Origin of the sequence: Neobacillus niacini (assembly GCF_046591715.1) — a bacterium.
GTDB classification, from domain to species: Bacteria; Bacillota; Bacilli; order Bacillales; family Cytobacillaceae; genus Neobacillus; species Neobacillus niacini_L.
The window spans coordinates 84,549-100,283 of record NZ_JAWVNQ010000009.1 but is presented as its reverse complement, the minus strand read 5'-3'; the positions used below and the strand labels follow the sequence as shown (position 1 = coordinate 100,283).

Annotated in this window: 12 protein-coding genes and 2 tRNA genes; 13 read left to right on the top strand and 1 reads right to left on the bottom strand. The window is 38.5% G+C overall.

The genetic code is table 11. The features are described 5' to 3' along the window. Window positions 1–123: 123 nt before the first annotated feature. The 7 genes from SFC47_RS19225 to ppdK all read left to right on the top strand — a co-directional run bounded on the left by SFC47_RS19225 (window position 124) and on the right by ppdK (window position 5,854). Window positions 124–399: a DUF1450 domain-containing protein gene (locus SFC47_RS19225; RefSeq protein ID WP_411255983.1), complete on the top strand. Its 276-nt coding sequence runs from the start codon at window positions 124–126 to the stop codon at window positions 397–399. 61 nt (window positions 400–460) lie between these two features. Beyond that, window positions 461–534: transfer RNA gene (locus SFC47_RS19220), tRNA-Gly, on the top strand. Window positions 535–546: 12 nt separating this feature from the next. Next, window positions 547–620: transfer RNA gene (locus SFC47_RS19215), tRNA-Ile, on the top strand. A 103-nt stretch (window positions 621–723) separates the two neighbouring features. Further along, window positions 724–1,533: a bifunctional DNA-formamidopyrimidine glycosylase/DNA-(apurinic or apyrimidinic site) lyase gene (gene mutM, locus SFC47_RS19210; RefSeq protein WP_411255982.1), complete on the top strand. Its 810-nt coding sequence runs from the start codon at window positions 724–726 to the stop codon at window positions 1,531–1,533. Window positions 1,534–1,706: 173 nt separating this feature from the next. Continuing rightward, window positions 1,707–2,348: a transcriptional regulator CcpN gene (ccpN, locus tag SFC47_RS19205; RefSeq protein ID WP_411255981.1), complete on the top strand. Its 642-nt coding sequence runs from the start codon at window positions 1,707–1,709 to the stop codon at window positions 2,346–2,348. Window positions 2,349–2,366: 18 nt separating this feature from the next. Next, window positions 2,367–3,182 carry a pyruvate, water dikinase regulatory protein gene (locus SFC47_RS19200; RefSeq protein ID WP_411256082.1) on the top strand — a complete coding sequence of 272 codons (816 nt, stop codon included), beginning with the start codon at window positions 2,367–2,369 and terminating at the stop codon, window positions 3,180–3,182. A 2-nt stretch (window positions 3,183–3,184) separates the two neighbouring features. Beyond that, entirely contained in the window at window positions 3,185–5,854 is a 2,670-nt protein-coding gene (ppdK, locus tag SFC47_RS19195; protein ID WP_411255980.1) for a pyruvate, phosphate dikinase, read from the top strand. A 62-nt stretch (window positions 5,855–5,916) separates the two neighbouring features. On the opposite strand, the gene SFC47_RS19190 is transcribed toward ppdK, so the two are convergent. Then, the gene (locus SFC47_RS19190; RefSeq protein ID WP_411255978.1) at window positions 5,917–7,320 is read right to left on the bottom strand and encodes a PQQ-dependent sugar dehydrogenase; all 1,404 of its coding nucleotides are present in this window, start codon (window positions 7,318–7,320) and stop codon (window positions 5,917–5,919) included. 149 nt (window positions 7,321–7,469) lie between these two features. Here SFC47_RS19190 and SFC47_RS19185 point away from each other — a divergent pair, with 149 nt between their 5' ends. The 6 genes from SFC47_RS19185 (at window position 7,470) to SFC47_RS19160 (ending at window position 15,724) form a co-directional block, all read left to right on the top strand. Then, on the top strand, window positions 7,470–7,661 hold the full coding sequence (locus SFC47_RS19185) for a YbxH family protein (RefSeq protein ID WP_411255977.1): 192 nt from the start codon (window positions 7,470–7,472) through the stop codon (window positions 7,659–7,661). Between the two features lie 74 nt (window positions 7,662–7,735). After that, window positions 7,736–10,312, top strand: a complete 2,577-nt coding sequence (locus tag SFC47_RS19180) for a helicase-related protein (RefSeq protein ID WP_411255976.1) — start codon at window positions 7,736–7,738, stop codon at window positions 10,310–10,312. Between the two features lie 241 nt (window positions 10,313–10,553). Beyond that, the gene (locus SFC47_RS19175) at window positions 10,554–11,600 is read left to right on the top strand and encodes a P-loop NTPase family protein (protein ID WP_411255975.1); all 1,047 of its coding nucleotides are present in this window, start codon (window positions 10,554–10,556) and stop codon (window positions 11,598–11,600) included. Window positions 11,601–12,213: 613 nt separating this feature from the next. Then, the gene (locus tag SFC47_RS19170) at window positions 12,214–13,134 is read left to right on the top strand and encodes an N-acetylglucosamine kinase (RefSeq protein ID WP_411255974.1); all 921 of its coding nucleotides are present in this window, start codon (window positions 12,214–12,216) and stop codon (window positions 13,132–13,134) included. A 36-nt stretch (window positions 13,135–13,170) separates the two neighbouring features. Beyond that, entirely contained in the window at window positions 13,171–14,298 is a 1,128-nt protein-coding gene (locus SFC47_RS19165) for a MupG family TIM beta-alpha barrel fold protein (protein WP_411255973.1), read from the top strand. 58 nt (window positions 14,299–14,356) lie between these two features. Next, complete coding sequence (locus SFC47_RS19160; protein ID WP_411255972.1) at window positions 14,357–15,724, top strand: nucleotidyltransferase family protein; 1,368 nt, start codon at window positions 14,357–14,359, stop codon at window positions 15,722–15,724. Window positions 15,725–15,735: the final 11 nt, after the last annotated feature.

Genomic DNA, 15,735 nt, shown 5'->3' with positions numbered 1-15,735 from the left:
TAGCAGGTAGAAAGAGCAGCCCTAATAGAAATAGCTGCTCTTTTATCATGTTTATTTGAAGCATTATTTTGGTGGAATTGATATACTTAATATAAATGACCAGCAGTGGAGATGTTCATCAATATGAATTTTATTACCAAACTTTTCACTAAAGAAAAAAAATTAAAAGTTGGCTTCTGTGAAAAAAACCTAAATCGGTTTTTACCTGAACAGCTTCAGACTGAATACAGTGCGTTCTTAGGTAAAAAAAATATTGAATATAAAGAATACCAATGTCAAAGTCGTTGTGAGGAATGCAAAATATCACCTTACTCGATTGTAAATGGTGAATTTATTGCGGCTGAAGACTCAGCACAATTATTAGATAAACTAAAACACCTTGAACTTAATAAAAAGTAGTTTACAACTAGTTAGCAGGGTGTTATACTATTTCATGTAATATTTGTTGGGCAGCATAAATGCGGGTGTAGTTTAGTGGTAAAACCTCAGCCTTCCAAGCTGATGTTGTGAGTTCGATTCTCATCACCCGCTCCAATTCATCTAAATGGGCCTATAGCTCAGCTGGTTAGAGCGCACGCCTGATAAGCGTGAGGTCGATGGTTCGAGTCCATTTAGGCCCACTATATTATTTTAATACTGATACATAAACCGAACTTTAAATAGTTCGGTTTTTTTGCGTTTATGGGGAAAAGATATGAAAAAGCCCTAAAGGGGGATCGATATATGCCTGAGCTTCCAGAGATGGAAAATTACCGAAGACTATTAAATCAAAAAATAGCAGGTCAAACGATCACACAGGTTCAAATCAACCGAGAGAAATCGATTAATGTGAACCCAGCTCTTTTCATTAACAGTGTTGTCAATCAAAGAGTCATGACAGTCAATCGAAGAGGAAAGCACTTATTATTTCATTTAGAAAATGGTCATGTCCTCCTGCTGCATTTAATGCTTGGGGGCTGGATGTATTTTGGGACAGAGGATGACAAACCAAAAAGAACCATACAGGTTCGACTGTCGTTTGGAAGTAATCATCTATATTTTATAGGATTGCGACTTGGCTATTTGCATTTATACAGTGAACAAGATGTGCAGAAGGAATTATCCTCATTAGGTCCTGAGCCGTTAGATCCTCAGTTTACCTCACAGGTTTTTTTTAACCTTCTGAATGACAGACGTGGGAAAATAAAAACAAAGCTCCTTGATCAGGAGTTTATTGCAGGAATTGGAAATTGTTACTCTGATGAAATTTGTTACCATGCTGGCATTAAGACAAAACGGGGTATAGAAGATATTGCTGAGTCTGAGCGAAACCAATTATACCAATCGATGCAGCATGTACTTCTCGATGCATTAAAACATGGAGGATACATGGAAAATCCCTTCTCTATAGGGGACCAATTAACAGGGGGTTATAATAATCTATGCCTTGTTTATGACCGAGAGGGAGAGAAATGTAAAAGGTGCGGGGGCACGATAGTGAAAGAAATGATTTCGTCTCGTAAAACCTTCTTCTGTCCCAATTGTCAAAAATAGCAAGAATCCTATCTTTTCCTGGTAGGATTCTTTTTTTTGATAATTTGTCAAAAATATATTGAACAAATTGTTCCTTAAATTGTATAAATGTAATATACTATATATAAATAAGTATAGCACATTTAAATTATTTTCAATAAATATAACATAATTAAGCTGAAAAGGGGGTCAATGTGATTAAACTGACGAAACGCCAAGATGAAATATTAAGGATTGTGAAGGAAAGCGGACCAATCACGGGTCAGCAAATTGCCGAGAAGCTTTCCTTAACAAGAGCAGCGTTAAGGCCAGACTTAGCTATCTTAACAATGGCTGGTAATTTGGATGCCAGACCTCGAGTTGGTTATTTTTATAATAATAATCATGAGGTAAAGCATCAGGCTGAAAAATTCCTTAACAAAAAGGTGGCAGATTATAAAGCTCATCCAATCGTAGTGGAAAAATCTACATCTGTATATGATGCAATTGTGCAGCTTTTTTTAGAAGATGTTGGGACGCTTTATGCAGTTGATAGCAGCGGTTATCTAGCCGGCGTCATTTCTAGGAAAGATTTATTGAGAACAGCCATCGGCAATAAAGATTTGCAGGAATTGCCCTGCAGCGTCATTATGACAAGAATGCCTAACATTATCACCATTACACCGGAGGAAACAATGTTAGAAGCGGCAAAAAAAATGATTACCAATCACATTGACTCCTTGCCTGTAGTGAAAGAAATTAATCCGGGAAACCATACATATTTACTTGTCGGTCGGATTACAAAAACAACCATCACAAAAGCATACCTAGAGATAATGGAGCAAAATTCCGTATAAAGGGGAGTGGCAGTAATTTTGGCAGAGAAGGAAGTAGTTTATGTGGTTTCGGATTCTGTTGGAGAGACAGCAGAGTTTGTTGTCAAAGCGGTAGCAACGCAATTCAATGGTGGCAATGTCGAGATTCGACGTAATTCCTATGTGGAGGACCTCGAGGACATTGAGGATGTTATTATGCTGGCGAGTAGAGGGAAATCTATCATTGCCTATACGATTGTTATTCCGGTATTAAAGGAATATTTAGATCGACGAGCGGCTGAAGAAAATATTATAGCGGTAGATTTGCTGAGTCCATTAATGAATGCATTCACTAATAGTTTTAATAAGAAACCACATCATCAACCAGGATTAATGAGAAAACTAGATGAAGAGTATTTTAGAAAAATAGAAGCAATAGAATTTGCTGTTAAATATGATGATGGGCGGGATCCCCGAGGAATACTCAAGGCAGATATTGTCTTAATAGGTGTTTCTAGGACCTCAAAGACACCCTTATCCATGTACTTAGCACATAAACGATTTAAGGTTGCAAATGTTCCATTAGTTCCGGAAGTTCCAGCACCAGACGAATTATTCGAGATTCCTAGAAAGAACTGTATCGGATTAATTATATCTCCTAATAAACTAAACGAAATTCGGGTTGAGAGACTAAAAGCATTGGGGCTGGGTTCAAAAGCAAGTTATGCAAGCTTCGAAAGAATTCTTGATGAACTGGATTATGCTGAAAAAATAATGAAAAGAGTAGGCTGTCCTATTATCAATGTTTCAAATAAAGCAATAGAAGAAACAGCAGGATTAATTTTAGAAGTGTTGAAAAAAGAGAGGAGCTTTTGATAATGGATAAATTCGTGTACTTGTTTCATGAAGGAAATGGAAATATGAAGGAAACACTCGGAGGAAAAGGAGCAAATCTAGCAGAAATGACGAGAATCGGCCTGCCGGTTCCTTATGGCTTTACCATTTCGACACAAGCCTGTAATGCTTATTATGATGCAGGAAAAACAATTCCATCACTCGTTGAAAGTCAGGTATTAGGTGCTCTTGCAGCATTAGAAGAAAAAATGGGGAAAAAACTTGGTAATGCAAATAATCCACTACTTGTTTCTGTTCGTTCAGGCTCTGTTTTCTCAATGCCTGGAATGATGGATACGGTCTTAAATCTGGGCATGAATGATGAGACGGTCGTTGGGATGGGGAAATTAACCAACAATCCTCGTTTTGCCTATGATTCTTACCGTCGTTTTATTCAAATGTTTAGTAATGTTGTTCTTGATATTAACACGTATTATTTTGAACAATTATTAGAAGAAACACGTGAGGAAAAGGGATATAGCTCAGACCCAGAAATGACAGCAGAGGACTGGAAAGAAGTTATCGAAGGTTATAAAGGGATTGTAAAAAAACATACAAGAAAGGATTTCCCTCAGGACCCGAAAGAGCAGTTATTTCTTGCTATTAATGCAGTATTTGATTCTTGGAATAATCAGCGTGCTATAGTCTACCGCCGTTTAAACAAAATTCCGGACCACCTTGGAACAGCTGTCAATATTCAGAGTATGGTGTTCGGTAATATGGGGAATGATTCGGGAACTGGTGTTGCCTTTACCAGAAATCCATCAACGGGTGAGCATATCCTTTACGGTGAGTATTTAATCAATGCTCAGGGGGAGGATGTGGTTGCAGGAATTCGTACTCCACAGCCTATTCAAACTCTAAAAGATGAGATGCCTGCTGTTTATAAGCAATTTTCAGAAACATGTAAGCGTTTGGAGCAGCATTATAAAGAAATGCAGGATATTGAATTCACGGTAGAACGGGGTCAATTGTTTATCCTTCAAACCCGTCATGGTAAGCGGACAGCTCAAGCAGCTATACGAATTGCGGTTGAAATGGTTGAAGAGGGAATAATAGATAAAAAGACTGCCTTGCTGCGTGTCGATCCAGATCAATTAAATCAGCTGCTTCACCGCAGAATTGACGATAAATATGAACGCACTTTATTGGCAAAAGGTCTGCCGGCATCACCAGGTGCTGCAACGGGTCAGGTTGTTTTCGATGCAGATGAAGCAGAGGAATTAGGAAATGCCGGTAAAAAAGTGATACTTGTCCGTCCAGAAACAACACCTGATGATATTCACGGTATTGTGGCTGCGCAAGCAATTGTAACAAGCCGCGGCGGAATGACAAGTCACGCTGCTGTTGTCGCACGGGGAATGGGAAAGGCATGTATCTGCGGATGTGATGCTCTAAAAATTGATATAAAGGCAAAACAATTTAAAGTTGACGAGAAGGTTATCAACTATGGCGATGTCATCACAATTGATGGTTCAACAGGAGAAATCATGCTGGGAGAAATTCCAATGATTGAACCTGAGCTGTCAGATGAATTTCAGCTATTGCTTGCTTGGGCAGACCAAGAACGAAAAATAGCTGTTCGTGCAAATGCTGACAATCCTGAAGATGCACAAAAAGCATTTGAATTTGGTGCCGGCGGGATTGGCTTGTGCCGAACAGAGCATATGTTTATGGACTTGAAACGTATTCCAATTGTTCAAAAAATGATTCTAGCTGAAACCTACAGTGAACGTAAGGACGCACTGGCTGAATTGCTGCCAATGCAGCAAGGCGACTTTGAAGGAATCTTTGAGGCGATGCAGGGATACCCGGTTACCATTCGCTTATTAGATCCGCCGCTGCATGAATTCTTACCTGATAAGGAAGAACTGTTAGTTGAAGTGACGAAGCTGCAAATTCTTAACCCTTCTTCTCCTGAACTGAAGAAGAAAGAGGTATTATTGAAAAAGGTTCGCCAATTAGATGAATACAACCCAATGCTTGGACACCGCGGGTGCCGTCTCGGAATGGTTTATCCAGAAATTTATGAAATGCAGGCCAAGGCAATTTTTTATGCTGCAGCTAAGCTTGCTGACAAAGGGATGGACGTTCAGCCTGAAATTATGATTCCGCTTGTTGGTCATGTTAATGAATTGAAACAAATGCGCCAGCTTGTGATCGATGCTGCTGTAAAGGTGCAGGAAGAAACAGGAAAGCAATTTGAATATACGATTGGAACGATGATTGAAATTCCACGTGCGGCGATTACAGCTGACCAAATTGCCGAAGAAGCAGATTTCTTTTCTTTTGGTACAAATGATTTAACACAAACTACATTCGGCTATAGCCGTGATGATGCGGAAGGAAAATTCCTTCAGAACTATATTGAAAACAAGGTGCTGGCTGAAAATCCATTTGCTGTCCTTGATCAAGACGGTGTCGGTAAGTTAGTCGAAATGGGTGTAAGACTTGGCCGTGAAACAAAACCAACGTTAAAAACGGGGATTTGTGGTGAACACGGCGGCGAGAAATCATCTATTGATTTCTGCTACAAAACTGGACTTGATTATGTAAGCTGCTCTCCTTACCGTGTGCCGTTAGCTAGATTAGCCGCTGCACAAGCAACAATTCGTCATGACTCTAATAAAAAGGAAGTTTATACAACAGCTTAATACTAGAAGAAAAAGCATATCCACATGAGAATGGATATGCTTTTTCTGTTTTTTTTTACGATTTACGGAATAATTTCAAAGACTGAGCCTTGGTAAAAATCCGTCACCTTCATAGAACCATAAACCCCTAAAAAAAGTTTGGTCTGGTCGAGATTACTTCCCAAACTAACATAATAAGCTGATTGTGAACCAAAATCATAATTAGTGTTAATTATACTATAATCATTTTGTTTTCCATTTTGTCTAACTCTAGTATAGGCTAATGCTCCTCTAACCATAGATTGAGAATCTTTCCGAGCAACATCGGTAAACACAACGCTTCCGGTTAATGCTGGAATACTATTCCCCATATAAGCTTGCACCCCTGTAATCGCCGTTCCACTAAACTTATCGGGGCGCGGGTCGTTATGGAAATAACTGGTTAAAGGGTGAAGGCGTTTTCCTGAAGTTTTTATTGCCTCATTGTAAAAAACGATGGTTTTCTCATCTATATTTGGATTTGAGCTGCAGCCTTTCATCATTGAGGTTGGAATAGTACCTTCCCACCCCCGCCAGCCAAGGTTAATTAAACCTTTCTGTTCAGTCACAGAATTCAACATATAAGATTGAATAAGCTGCGTAACGGGAATGGGTTTATAATTATCGAATGTAAAAATGGCCTCTTCTAAATCCTGTCCGACATTTCCCACATATTTGGTAAACTGATGATAAAACCTTTGGTACGTAATGCCTGGGATATTTCGGACCCCTTTAACGATGACCGTTAGTGTTTCCTGAATATGTACAGGAAGTTCGTGAAAACGTGTGACTACAGGTGGATTAGTGATAAATGTATTTACAGTTACATCAATTTCAACGATTTTACCAGCTATCTCCATGTCATCCTGACTTAAATTAAATGGATCATATCCTGATCCGCCATCTCCGGTTGTTAATACAAGTTTCCCGGTTTCAGGGGAAAAGTTTAAGCTATTGACACCATTATGATTCATAAATGGTCTTCTCATGTTAAGCAATGTTCGTCGTTTTTGAGGCTGGCCATTTGAATGTACAATCCATTCCTCGACTGTATCGATATGGTCATAGTGAGTTTCTCTATTCGTCCATTTTAGATTTAATGTTTGAGGGTTACATGGGTTTGGCATAAAGTCTTCGGCAAGGGCACCTGGACCTTGTGATCCAGCAACCGAGTAATGAAGATAAAACAAACCGTTATAATTAAATTGGGGATGAAATGCCAGACCTAACAATCCCCTTTCATCATAACCACCAGATGCACCTAGTTTTATGATTTGCGGGCGAATATCTAAAAAAGTCCTTACGCTTGTGTTTCCTATGTAGAAGATCTCACCTAACTGAGTTGCAATGAACAATCTTTCCGTGGTGTCACCAGGCAGTATTGCTGTTTTGATAATAGTGGGTAAATTTATTTTACTTACAACGGGCAGCAAACGAACTTCAACCATTTAACATTTCACCCCTTGCATTTTTCCTATAAGATTATGACAAAAACTTTTCTATTAGTACCAAATATGGATTGAGGAGACTCTTTTTTAGAGATTAACGACTGGATATTTGTAAATACTAAAAAAAACTCTAGTAAAGGGGATTAATAATGGGGGCCATTGAACGAAACGGATTCCGCTTTGTACCAGAATACAGTGTCAGTCACCAAAATGGGGCTATTCATGTATATAACAAAGATCGTTTAATAGAAGAAATCAAATTTGAATTTTCGGGTGACTTTCCTGAATTAGACCAAATAGAGGATTTAGTGGATCAATACTGCGTCCGCCGTCAAATTTAGAAACCGAATAATCGTTCGGTTTCTTGTTTTTTGTTATACTTATATTACCAAATATTTCATGAGGAGGGGTCAAGTTGAGTAAATTAGCAGCCATATACCCTCAAGCGATTGAACATACGAAGAATAAAGTTTTGGAAGATATGAATCACTATTTAGAGATAAAAGAAAGTCTGCCTTCTTTTGAGCAATATCTGAGTGATCGCGGGCATTACCTAGAGCAAATCTGGATCAATGTCTGGCTAAATAAAGTCACTAATGATGTCTCGAAGAATGAGAAAAAAGATTTTTTGCGGGAAAAAGGGTTCGAGGTGCAAGGAGTAGACCGCAAGCTGATTAATAAACTCTTCCGAGATGAGATGAGAGAATACCAGCCTTTTCATGTATTGGAATGGGCAAGGGAAACCTTTCTTGAAAATGAAGAGGAATGGGAAGAAAGATTTCACCAAGCAAAGGCTGATTTTATAAAAAGACAAGAAACCGCTCGGCTAGAGGAAGTCCGACAGCATATTCGCACAATGATAGAAGAGACTGCGGGTGATTTGCTTGAAGAGAATTACGCTCAGGTTTATCTTTATGTAAGGCACTTTACAGCAAAGCAATTAGCTGCAGACATTAAGAACAACGTAAAATTTAAAAATGTTGATACGTTTGCATTAGAAGAGAAATTAGAGGATGAAGGTCATTTTAACCCTGAATCATACACAACCGTTGCAAAATTTTTTGAGGAACTGACAGGAGATATTCATAAAACCGTCAACTGGGGGAGAAGTTTGTATGAGTACCAAACCTATTTTTTTGTTTACGAAAGCTTAATCTCCGATTATCTATCAGAACTAATTCCGGAAAAGGTATTAGAGAATATTCCTGAAGAAATTAAAGAACAGTTTTACAAAATCTTTGGTGAAAGACTTTCAGCATCTTTCATAAAAGGCAGTCTGACACAGCTCATATATGAGGTGGAAGATTATATTATTGAAGATATTCAAGAGGAATACCTTTCAGATTTGTTAAAAATTGCTGAGCTGCCATTCGAACTTACACTCCATCAGCAAATTTTTGAAAAGGACTATGCTGATAGAGAAAAGAAAAAAGCAGAGGAAGAGGCAGAATTACAGCGTAAAAGAGAAGAAGAAGAAAGAATGATGGAGGATATTTTCGGACAGGAATACAATCCATCGTTTGGAAGGCGTGTTCGGTATGTCCTGCATATCGGTGAAACCAACACCGGCAAAACACACCATGCACTTGAGCAAATGAAGGAAGCGAACAGCGGCTTATATCTTGCTCCCCTTCGGCTATTAGCGCTGGAGGTTTATGATAAGTTGAATGCAGAGGGAACACCCTGCTCGTTAAAAACAGGAGAAGAAGAAAAAATCGTTCCGGGCGCGGGGCATTTTTCATGTACAGTAGAGATGTTTCATGAAAAAGAAACCTATGATGTCGTCGTCATTGATGAAGCACAAATGATTACAGACAAAGATCGTGGTTTTTCATGGTATAAGGCGATAACAAAAGCAAATGCAAGAGAAGTACATATTATCGGGAGCAGAAACTCGAAACCGATGCTCTTGCAGCTGTTAGGAGAGTCGGATATCGTCATCCACGAGTACAGCCGTGATACTCCTCTAGAAGTGGAATCAAAGGAATTCCACATTAAACATGTGAAAAAAGGGGATGCGTTGATTTGTTTTTCAAGAAGACGAGTGCTTGAAACAGCATCCAGGCTCCAAAGTGACGGGCATTCTGTAAGTATGATTTACGGCAGTATGCCGCCAGAAACTAGGAAAAAACAAATTGAGCAATTTAACAGCGGAAAAACAAAGGTAATTGTAGCGACAGATGCAATTGGGATGGGCTTGAATTTGCCGATTCGCCGGATTGTGTTCTTAGAGAATGAAAAATTTGATGGTACGAGAAGACGGCTGTTAACATCTCAAGAAGTGAAGCAAATTGCTGGACGTGCCGGCCGGAAGGGCATCTATGATGTCGGGAAGGTTGCTTTCACAAAAGACATTAGGATGATGAAGAAATTACTTATTCAAGAGGATGAGCCTGTTCATACCTTTGCGATTGCTCCAACTAATTCGGTATTTGAGCGGTTCCAGCGTTATTACCGTGATTTAGGAACATTCTTTGAGTTGTGGGGGAAATTTAAAAGCCCGCCAGGTACAAAGAAAGCATCACTAACTGAGGAGCGTACTTTATACAACCTGATTGCTGGAACGGAAATTGAAGCCAGACTGCCTTTAATGGACCTTTATGGATTTTTACATCTGCCATTTTCAAAAAATGAGCCTGCTTTAACAAGGCAATGGGAAGATACGATGTATGCTATTATCCAGGGAACCCCTCTTCCGGAACCGCCCTTTAAGGAACGAAGCTTGGAGGATCTCGAGTTAGCTTATAAAGCGCTTGGATTGCACCTGCTCTTTCTGTATCGGTTGGGAGAGCGAACAGAGGCAATTTATTGGGAGCGGCTTCGTGAGGAAATGAGTGACAAGGTTCAAGATAAATTAAAAACAGATATCAAAAAGTTCGTGAAAAAATGCAAAAACTGTGGAAAAAACCTTCCTTGGGACCATTCGTTTCCCACCTGTGATGCCTGCCATAGTGCTAAATATAGAAGAACTCGATATACGGAGGATTTTTGACAGGTTCCTTTTTCAATTGTTTTCAACTGTAAAAGTCACTAGAAATGACGTATGAATAACATACGTCATTTTCTTTGCTGTTGGGGATATGGTTAAGCAGCCGATTTGATTAATAGATGGAACGTTATTATTTTGCACATTAAATACTTACTCTCAAGAGTAAAAAAATTACGTTTAAAAGAAAAAGGTGTTGCGTTTTAGAGTAAGTTAAATTACTATATAAAGTAAGGAGGTGAAAATAATGGAAAATATAAGATTAAATGTTCCGTTATTGCGAAGGAGGGTGCCTAACCTTACAAGTGCAGCGCGTGAGGTAGGATTAAGGCCGGCAACTGTATCAAATTTGTGTACAGGGAAGATTCCGGTGGGACGTTCTGAAGTTCGCACGATTGTAGCTTTAGCGGAATTAGCTCAATGTAGTCTAGATGAATTGATTTTAAGAGGGGAGCATATAGAGATGATTGAGACAAAAATTAAAACATTAGATTTGTTTGCGCCGATTGTTAAGGGGGGGACTATTGGTCTTGTTGCCCGGCCGGGAATGGGTCAGTTGGTTGTATTGGCTGAGTTATTTTATCGCTTTAAAAAAGAAGGATATGCAACCGTACTATTAAAACCAGAGAACGATCATCCGGAGTTAGCGGAAATTCTTGAGGATACTGAGATTGTAGCTGATAGCATTGAAAAAGCTTTTACTGAAATGTCTGTAGTGGGGAAAAATAAAGAGATTATTTTTGTTAGTGATCGTTCACATGTATTAACAGGTGAAATCTTTGAGCTTCAGGAGAAATTACAGGAAGTGGATATCAAGACCGTTACAACTTTCTTATTAGATTTAAAGGGTGCTTCAGTAGATGAAGACCTTCCGTATGGTCCGCTTGAAACATTATGGCAATTTGATATGGATTTAGCAGCAAGACATCGTTTTCCAGCAGTAAACCCAATCTATTCCACTTCCTCTGTGCTGGAAGGTGCACACCTAGACCCAAACCACTTGAATATCCAACAAAAAGCCCAAAAACTATTACGCCGTTATCGAGAATTACGTTCGCTTGTCAATGTAAAAGGAATTAACGGAATTCCAGCATCTGAAATCGAAACGTTCCATCGCGGAGAACGGTTAGAAGCCTATTTAACACAGCCTTTCTATGTCGCTGAAGCGTTTACTGGTATTAAAGGTAAGGAAGTAAGTATCAAGGATACCTTAAATGACGTAAAGAAAATTTTAGACGGGGTCGTTGATTCCAGGGATATTTCAACATTTAATTTCATCGGGACGATTAATTAATAGAACCATATAAAATATTAATTATTTTTGTATTAACCAACACAAAAAAATAGGAGCAAATTGTTTAGACTAATCTCTTGTTGGCATGAACCTAAAAACGATATTTGCTCTACAGCAACCCCTAAAAAAACCAAAACCTCCAAAATTGGAGGTTTTGGTTTTTTTTAGAAACATTTTTGTTTTTCATTCTCTTTAAATATGTTTCCACATTTTACATACTACAATATCAACAGTCAGTCGTTTAATAGTGTATTTTTTTTTGCTAATTCATATTGAGCTGCTGTTTTTTCCTTCCTTGCATTATAGCATCTTCATACTCATTTCTTCTGTTCTTCGGTCATGTAGATGCCTTTCCCTTAATCAATCGGGTATATGACTAATAATATTTCAAAATATGTTGGAAAAAATCCAACTGTTTATTGTATTGGGTGGTAGGTATACTTAAATAAACTTGTGTAGTATCTAGGTTTATTCGATGAATAACATAGTTGTATTTTTTGAAATTCTAACTTTTTCAATTTTTGTTTAAATCTGACAGTAATCATAAAATCAAAGCGCAAGATCTTGCTTTTAGAAGAAATAAATTATTAATGAAAGGATGAATGGACAGATAATGAATAATAGATTGATTATTGGAATGGACGGCGGAGGGACAAAAACGAGAGTCATGGTCAAAGAACGACCAGATGGAGAAATACTATTTGACCAAAACTTTGGGATGTCAAATTATAATAACATCGGAGTAGAAGGACTTAGACCAGTATTTCTCGAAATTTATGAAGCGTTAGTCTCTTGTTTTCAAGAGCGAATGCAAGATGCGATTCTCGTACTAGGTTCTGCAGGTGTCGATAGACCGAAGGATGTTGAAATCTATCTGACTGCATTAAAGGAAAGCGGATTCACTTGCCGACAAGTAGTAGTGAATGATGCAGAAATTGCCCTTGTTGGTGGCAATGGAGACCGAAAAGATGCTTTAATGATTGCTGGAACAGGTTCCATTGTTGTGGGAATTGACTCACAAGGAAGTATCGTACGTTCTGGTGGATGGGGCGGATTGATAAGTGATGAAGGAAGCGGTTTCCAAATTGGTCGTCATGCGATTGCAGCTGTTATGCAAGAATACGACAAAGTTATTGCATCTACATCCTTTACTGAAAAGTTGTTGGCTCATTTTCAGTTGACTTCTCCAGAAGAATTTATCGATTTATTATATTTGGAAGATACACTGCCAGTTGACAAGGTAGCTTCCTGTACGCCAATCATTCTAGAAGCATGGGCAAAAGGAGACGAACCTGCACGTACGATTGTTGATGCAGAACTAGAGAAATTAGTTCGTTTAGTCGTGGGAATCAGTAGACAAATGGAGTCAGAAAAATTCCGTCTCTCTGTTGCAGGCAGTTTGTTGACGAAATCAACAGATTATTTCGTTACGTTAAAAGAGAAGTTACGTGTGGTTTTACCACAAGTAGAGATTTCTACACCACTTTATGATCCAGTATTCGGTGCCATCATTATTGGTGCGCAATACAAGTAAATCCAAATTTAGAACAGTAAGGAATGACGATTTAACATGCGTGAAATAGGAATTAGTGTGTATCCCAACTTTTATCCTTTAGATCAAATCAGAGTTTATTTGGAAAAGGCCAAATCGTTTGGTTTTAAAAAAGTATTTGTTTCACTGATTTTAAATAATCATGGTTTTGAAGGTGCTCAGGAGGTAAGTGCGAACACTTGGAATGACATACTGAGTTACTGCAAAGAACTTGGTATGACTGTATCAGCTGATATGAATGATGAAGTTTTCAACGAGTTGGGTTGTACATTGAACGATCTTACAGCGTTAAAAAAGATGGGAATCACAAAACTCCGTATTGATGGAGGTTTTACGAGCGAAGAAGTTGCACTACTTTCAAAAAATCAGCAGGGGATTCAAATAGAAGTAAATGCTTCGATGTCTTCCTCTGATAACAAGAATGGCAATGCTTTATGTGAATGTCGTGATTTTTTAGAAACGATAGAAAAAGATGGGAATATTGGTCAACTAACGGCCTGTCACAATTTTTTCCCGCTGCCAGATACAGCATTGTCTCTTGAGGACATTCGTCCAATTAACGACTTGTTTGCCTCATTCGGTGTGCCGGTCGGTGGGTTTGTTGCATCGCAACTTTCGCCAAAAGATTTGCACCACTTAGGTCATGGGGTTTGTACGATTGAAAAACACCGCTTTTTGCCTTGTCATATTGCTATGTCAGAGTTGTTTGCAAATGGTTTTGACGATGTGCTAATTGGTGACTCGTTTGCGGATCTTTCAGAGCTTGCTGAAATGGCAAGATGTTACCAACAAGATTATTTAGAGATTCCAGTTGTATATAATCCGTTTGTTCTTCAAAATACAAAAATGAAAATTCAAGAGTCCATCCTGATTTCAAGAGTTGATCAGCCTGCCAATCTCATTCGGGCGACTGATACGAGAGGAATGGAAGTGCCTCCTTGTTATTGTGCACCAAGAGGAAAGTATACAATCTCTGTTTTAAATAATAGAAGTGCGCAATATGAAGGGGAAATACAAATCTCATTGAAAGATTTAGGACAATCAGTTGAGCATAATGTCATTGGATTTGTTCATCCTTTTGCTAAGGATTTATTGCCTTATCTTTTAGCAGGCAAAAGTAAATTTCGATTAGTAGAATATAAGTAAAAAATTTTTATTGTTGAAAACAAGGTTATAAAACGTGAATGAAACAGGAGGTGATTGAATGGTCAAAAGCGCCATTATTCTTGCGGCTGGCAATGGGAATAAAATGTTTCCTTTCAACGCGGTTCGCTCTAAAACAACAATAAAAATCGCTGGGAAGCCATTAATTCGCTATAACATTGAATCTGTTGTGGCAATGGGAATAAAAGAAATTGTTGTTGTCGTTAATGAAGAACATCAAAGAGAAATAGAAAATCTATTATCAGATATTGAAAACGTTACATTTGTAACTGATCAGACAAAATTAGGAAGCGCAGAAAGTCTGGTAAAAGGAGCTGAGAAACTCTCAGATACGAAGGACTTTATCGTTCTCTATGGGGATACCATCGTTGAACGAAAGGATTTAGAGAACTTAGTGAATTCTAGTAAACCTGCTGTGTTGTTGAAATATTTAGAGGAATCCTCAAGAAACTGGATTGGTGCGAAGATTGAGAATGGCTTCGTTCAGTCGATTGGTGCCCACTATCGCGGGAACAGCATTACCCATCAATTTGCAGGCTTTCACTTTGACGATACACTTCTAGATTTCGTGAAAAGAACTCCCGATTATTTTCCAGATGTAAAAGTAGGTGTAGGTGTTCCAAAAGAGAGATATATTGAAGCTGGACTTCTGAAATCGCTTGATAAAGTAAAATTGAAAGCGATAGAATGTAGTGGATATTTCTTTGATATTGACAAGCCTTGGCATATGTTAGAAGCGAACCAATTTATGGTGGATCATTTTTGTCATGCACTACAAGAGAACATTCTCGCAGAAGGTGCGACGATTTCAGCAAATGCAACCATTCATGGCCATGTAAAACTGGGCAGGAACTCCTCAATTGGTGATCGAGTTGTCATTCACGGTAACCTGATTGTGGGTGACAATACAATCATTGATAATGGAGCCATTTTTAATGGCAATGCTGTGATTGGTGATCATACAAAAATAAGTAATTACTGCATCATTTACGATGGAGTATCGATAGGATCGAATTGTATTTTTGACCATTGTGCAGAGTTCCTTGGTGGAATGGTGATGGATAAGGTATATCTTTACCACTATGGCGAGTTTTATGGTGCAATTGGCAGCCATACGGATATCGGAGCAGCAACCGTTTGCGGAACATTACGCTTTGATGACGGAGAAACGGAGCACGTTGTGAATGGACGAAAAGAAGTACCATTACATTTTTCAAATGCTGCATATCTTGGCGACTATTGCAGAACGGGTGTAAATACAATTATTATGCCTGGTTGTAAAATAGGTGCTTATAGTGTTCTCGGAGCTGGTGCAATCATCGATAAAGATATCGAAAAAAATAGTCTTGTTTTCGTGAAACAAGATCTAATTATAAAAAAATGGAGCGAAAAGAAGTACGGGTGGTAACAAATCAATAA